This is a genomic window from Bradyrhizobium liaoningense (genome assembly GCF_018130955.1).
Lineage (GTDB): Bacteria > Pseudomonadota > Alphaproteobacteria > Rhizobiales > Xanthobacteraceae > Bradyrhizobium > Bradyrhizobium liaoningense_C.
Map to the genome: position 1 here is coordinate 1 of NZ_JAFCJM010000127.1, position 5,325 is coordinate 5,325.

A 5,325-nucleotide genomic window follows, 5' to 3' on the forward strand; every position below is an offset into this window, starting at 1 on the left:
CCGCCAAGCGCATTGACGAACTCATGCCCTGGAATTGGCGATCTCAGAACGTCGCCCACGCCGCATAGCGCGATCGCCTTCCGCCAGAAACAGCCCTAGCCGGGGCCTTCGCCGGAAGCGTACGATCGGCGCCGCCGAGTGTGCCCTCATTCGCGATCTAGCGACTGATCCTAAGAAGCGAGAATTATTTGCCAGATTGGCCGAGCACTTGAGTGCGCTCGCATCTGAAGTGGAGCGTGCCGTCGGCGAGGAGACAGGCGGCGATATCGCTCCTGATCTGCCGCCCCGAGCATGAAAAGGCCCCGGCGGGTGGCTTCGCGCCTCTACATACTGACTCATCATCGTCGCCTGCAAATGCAAATGATTCAACATTCACAGTGACCGAAATTGTTCCCTAGGCCGCTAGTCATGTCCTGTAGCTGCCACAGCAGAAAAGATCGTCGACCGGAGCGATCTTTGCTTTCCGCGCTCGCGTTTCCCTCCAATTCTCTCTATCTTGTGCTCGGCCACAAACACTCGCACTCGCAAGTCTTCCAGCTCGGCAAGTTGAGAAGTGAGCGCTTCAAGGCGTTCGTGAAGAACAACGACATTATGCGCGCGGGGGTCGGGACGCATGGGCAGCCCCCTCCTTTTTTATTTAAAGGTTTGGCCGGCGCTGGCCGGCGGGGAAATCTGGCAAATGCGGCGGTGGCACGCACTTACATAGAGCAAGTCGCACCACACTAATGGGCAGTCGAACCCATGTTAGCTGCTCGGGAATAGTAGCGCAGCGCCTTGCTGGGGCTCTCGGCGGGTACACGTATTTGCATCCGCTCGTGCATAGCGCTCCGGGGCGCGAGCGAGAGAATTACGACAAGCGACCTCAGCGAGAGGGGTGCCGAGGCCGCCAACCTTGTGTGAAGGTTTTCTCACGGCGTGGCTGGGTTTGAGGCTTCTTCCGCCGAGAGCACGGAATCGACTGGCTCAGTCGAGAGTCGTTCCGCGGCTAGAAAATTAAATCGTTCTAGCCTCGCAGTGGACGCGACGCGAGCTTCAAGGAACCTTGTTTGTTCGCGGAACGTAGATCGGGCATGAGATTTTGCGCGCGTTGCGATGGTGTCCGCTGGGTCTGTGAAAATCATCCTGATCGCCCTTGGCTGGGCAAGCGGGCGTGTAATTGCGCCGGCGCCGGCGCACCATGTCCGGTCTGCAACAGGACTGATCCAGCCGACCCTAACGCAGTGCCCGCAATGCCGCGAGGCCTCGTGCCGGACTATCCGCCGGAGGACGATTGATCGCGGGTTCCCAGTTTACGTTGTTTTCACCGGCAGCCATGTGCGCCTATCGAGGTGCATCGTGGACTCACACCTCAGTCCCGGCCTGGTCCGGCTTTCAACTTTACGATCTTCTCCGTATCAAACGAACCTGAGCACCCACTCCTCCGGTTGACCACTTGCTCAAGCTCAAGCGCCTCTATTGCGAGCTCATCCGCCAGGCGTCCGAACAGTGCCCGCGTTTCTGCGTCTGCAGCCTGCCCACTCATGAGAGCCAAATCTGAAGCATCGGCTCGCAGCTTGTCCAATTTTGTCCTGAGGTCCTTCATGCTGTTCAGGTCCTTCGTCCCTTACCGACTGGACAGTCAAAAACGGGAACATGCTAATCGTCCGCTCCTTAACCACTCGTTAGGACGTGCCGGAGCAAGGGGAGATTCGTACTCGGGACGTTTGTAGCGATTGGTGAAAATTATAGATCCAGCTGCCTTACTTTGGCGGCTGTAGACCGGCGATCTGCCCCAATCGTCCAGACGGGACGCGACCTCGGCCTGTCTTGCCTTCTTGATCAGCACCTCACGTTCCGGACCGGGGGGAGCGCAGCGGCTTGTGCTTGGACCTGTTTGACCCAAGCCGACAATCGATCTTGAAGAGTGAGGTGCTGCTTTAAACGACGCCGTTTGAACATGCCGCGCTCCTTTCCATGCCTGGGGAGGCGAGAGCGCAAGTAGGCGTTTCTCATCACCGGTGGATGCCGCGGGCCGGGCGGTGGTCAGGTACTAAGGCATACCTAGCAGGCGGAGTTCTGTTCACTATTGAACAGAGCGATTGATCGCGCGACACCCTATTTCTGTGGCATGCGCAGCCCCTTCGAGTTCCTGCTTCCCACCGCCGCCAAGACTGTCCCCGACGGGCCGAGTGGATTCACGAGGTGAAGTACGACGGCTATCGCCTTCGCGTCGAGCGCAACAGCGACCGCGTCCGGCTGATCACCCGGAATGGTCATGACTGGACGGAGCGCTATCCCCGGATTGTCGAGGCCGCGCTGAAGAACCGGCAGAAGCAGTTCGTGATCGACGGCGAAGCCGTGATCCTCGGCGTCGATGGCGTCTCCGATTTCAACGTCCTGCACTCGCGCAAGCTCGACCAGGACGTGCAGCTCTACGCCTTCGATTGCCTTGCACTCGACGGCGAGGATCTGCGGCCGCTGCCGCTCTCGATGCGCAAAGCCAACCTCGATCGCCTGCTACGCGGTCGGACGGACGGCATCTTCGAGGCACCGTTCGAAACCGGCGACATCGGACCGGACTTATTCCGTGCCGCCTGCAACATGGGCCTCGAGGGCATCGTTTCGAAGTGGCGCGACCGCGCCTATCGCGGCGGCCGGCAGCCGCACTGGGTCAAGGTGAAGAACAGAAAGCACCCGGCGATGAGTCGGGTGATGGACGCGTTCGACTGACTCCCAATTAGCAACGCCCCTCACATCGGGAACAAGTGGCAAACTGTAAGGTTAGGCTATGGCAGATCGTTGGTGAAGGAGAGTTCTCGATGAATGGTCTCATTTACTTGGTTGGATTGATTGTTGTGATTGTCGCCGTTCTTTCGCTCTTCGGTCTACGTTAAGCAGGCACATCTTGCCTCGTCACTAACGAGCGGAGAAATGCAAGGGGACGCGCTTTTCGATGAATTGAGGCGAATCGAACGCGCAGTCGTCGACGGAGAACGGCAACTGGCGGAGCTTGAGGCGCAAATTGTCGAACTCAAGCGGCAGCAGCTTGATCTGAATAAAGCCCAAGCCGAGCTTGAGAGGCTTCGGGCCAACCAGCGTCAGCTTGAGCAGGACCGGCAATGTCTCCTCTCAATGCTCCAGCCATAGGCTGGCATGCCCCAACCTCGATCAACTCTGGCGAGTGGCCCAGACAACCCAAGAGTTCGAGCCACAGTGCTAGCGCGCCATTACACTTCATGTGGGCTGGCTTTCGTAACACAAACAAATTCCAGCCATACAAGCTTTCGAACAACAGCTTGGTGTGTCTATCCAGGAAGTCCATTGCTCGAGCCTGCGGCCCCCCGCGACGATACGCTCAGCCAACCCAAGCGCATCGTTCTTGATGCCGAGCTTTCGGGCCACCCGTCCGCCGATTACTAAGGGAAGTTGCACGAGCGCCGCAACCGTGTTGGCAAAAAAGCCGATCTGCATGTCGTGGTCGACAATCGAAAGCCCTGATCGTTCGATCAATCGTCTCCATTGCCCGGGAGAGTGCCATTGCAAATGCGGCTCGCCGAGCCGCCATAATGGAAGGGATCGCTGGCGAGCACCATCACCGCCCTGCGCTCGAGCCGCGCCAGTCCCACGATGATCGGCTTGCCAAAATTGCTGGCGACCTCGAAGAACGAGCCCTTGTCGACGACGGCATCGACGATCGGCCGCATCGGCGGCAATTCTCGACCGGTAGCACGCGCGATCATCAGGTCAGTCCTGAAAGCGAGTTCGAACAGCGACCACCCGTTGGGAACGGTTACGAGCATCAGACCATCGTCCTGCAGGTGCTTTGCCAGTTCCTGTAGCGCAGCAACAGGATCTGCGAGATGCTCGAGCACGTCGAAAGCTGTAATCAGAGCGTATTGGCTTCCGAGTCCGTTGAGAACGGCGAAGAGATCGAGGTTTGCGATCAAGCGATGTCTGCCATCGGCCGGCCAATCGTATTTGCGCTTGTATTCGTTCAGCGTCTCGGCGCTCACGTCGACTGACGTTACGCTGAACCCTCTTTGGACAAGGTCAAAGCTTTCCCTAAGTGAGCCGGCTCCAAAGTCCAGCACTTCAGCACCGGCCAGCACGATGGCAAGGTATGTCGCGAAGATGTCCCAGCGATAGGCGATCCCACGCGTGTTGCAGCCTTCCAGCTTGGATATGTCATCGGAACGATCGAAGGTGAGAGCGAGACTAGACATCGATTCCGCCTAATGCCTTGTAAAGCGGAATTGCTGTGTCCCGCGCTCGCCCGGATCGGCCGCACGCTCGGCGACACGATAGCTCTCATGAGCTGCGACGAACGCGTCTCCCGAGATATAGTGTCGCGCATACCTGACAAGCTATCTCTACCGGTGGCCTCCAGGCCTGGCCCGTTATCACTGAGAAAGGACCTTTGGATTTCCGGTTCGACGATGCCGTCCGTGATGGGCACTCTGTGCCATATCATCGTCGCGGGTCGCGCTGCGCACAGCGCCCTGATCGTCTTTATCGCGTCCGGAACGTATTGAATCGCTCCGTTCGAGTGCATCAACTCGATCTCACCCAACCAATCCACCGCCTTCGCGATCTCATCGAAGAACATCAGCCGGTTGGTCGCCAATTCCCGCGCTCGCCGCATCATGGCGGACGTTTCCACCACAGCCCAGCGAATGTCCGGTGATTGCTTGCGGGCAATCTTGTAGTGGATGCCAGCGCCGCCTCCGAAGTCGAGCACCGTCTTGACGCCTGCGACGAGTGGCCACTCGCCTACGGGCACGCAACTCGCGGTCTTCCGAAAGATCGTCTCAACGAGTTCGGGGTTTTCGTAACCTTCAATTACCTCGGTAGGCGGAAACAGCTTACGCCTCACCTTCTGTATGAAATTCACTGACGGCTCCGCCGCTACTCTTTTTGCTTGTGTAACTCCCCTATCACAATCAGAAACATTTGGAAACAATTCCTCAAGCTTACGGCATTTCGTCTTGCCCATCGACCGGCCGGGGCGTTTGATCCCCTCCGGTGACAACCCGGGCTTGATCGATGGTCAACGCGCTCGTGGTTCATAAGGCTCAGTTGCCAAGAACGCAGCTCGCGTCACGCGCGGCCCAATACGTCCGCATGTCGACCGAGCGGCAGCAGTATTCGATTGAAAATCAGGCCACTGTCATTGCGGCCTTTGCCCACGCCCACAACCTGACGATTGTCCGGACCTACCGCGACGAGGGCGAGAGCGGTCTTCATCTCAAGAACCGCGACGGATTGAAGCGTAAGCACCCGGTGAGGGCCGCCTTCCTAGATCATGTTCGAACGTGAGATGCTTTGCTGATTAATTTGCCAGCAAAT

At 58.3% G+C, this 5,325-nt stretch carries 4 protein-coding genes and 2 pseudogenes; 2 read left to right on the plus strand and 4 right to left on the minus strand.

Annotated elements, in window-relative coordinates; translation table 11 throughout:
• Nucleotides 1-2,181 precede the first annotated feature (2,181 nt).
• Nucleotides 2,182-2,709, plus strand: coding sequence for an RNA ligase family protein (locus JQ632_RS38815; protein WP_312015711.1), 528 nt, complete (start codon nt 2,182-2,184; stop codon nt 2,707-2,709).
• Between the two features lie 186 nt (nt 2,710-2,895).
• On the opposite strand, the gene JQ632_RS38820 is transcribed toward JQ632_RS38815, so the two are convergent.
• From JQ632_RS38820 to JQ632_RS39940, 4 genes and pseudogenes are all read right to left on the minus strand, one after another.
• Nucleotides 2,896-3,099 carry a hypothetical protein gene (locus tag JQ632_RS38820; protein ID WP_212407994.1) on the minus strand — a complete coding sequence of 68 codons (204 nt, stop codon included), beginning with the start codon at nt 3,097-3,099 and terminating at the stop codon, nt 2,896-2,898.
• Between the two features lie 114 nt (nt 3,100-3,213).
• Nucleotides 3,214-3,489 carry a hypothetical protein gene (locus tag JQ632_RS38825; RefSeq protein ID WP_212407995.1) on the minus strand — a complete coding sequence of 92 codons (276 nt, stop codon included), beginning with the start codon at nt 3,487-3,489 and terminating at the stop codon, nt 3,214-3,216.
• Nucleotides 3,490-3,533: 44 nt separating this feature from the next.
• Nucleotides 3,534-3,686, minus strand: a pseudogene (locus tag JQ632_RS39935) (carboxyl transferase domain-containing protein); the annotation flags it as partial.
• Nucleotides 3,687-3,767: 81 nt separating this feature from the next.
• Nucleotides 3,768-4,202: pseudogene (locus JQ632_RS39940) on the minus strand (class I SAM-dependent methyltransferase); the annotation flags it as partial.
• Between the two features lie 820 nt (nt 4,203-5,022).
• Between JQ632_RS39940 and JQ632_RS38835 the strand changes: the two are divergent.
• Complete coding sequence (locus tag JQ632_RS38835) at nt 5,023-5,295, plus strand: recombinase family protein (RefSeq protein WP_212407997.1); 273 nt, start codon at nt 5,023-5,025, stop codon at nt 5,293-5,295.
• The last annotated feature ends 30 nt before the right edge of the window (nt 5,296-5,325 follow it).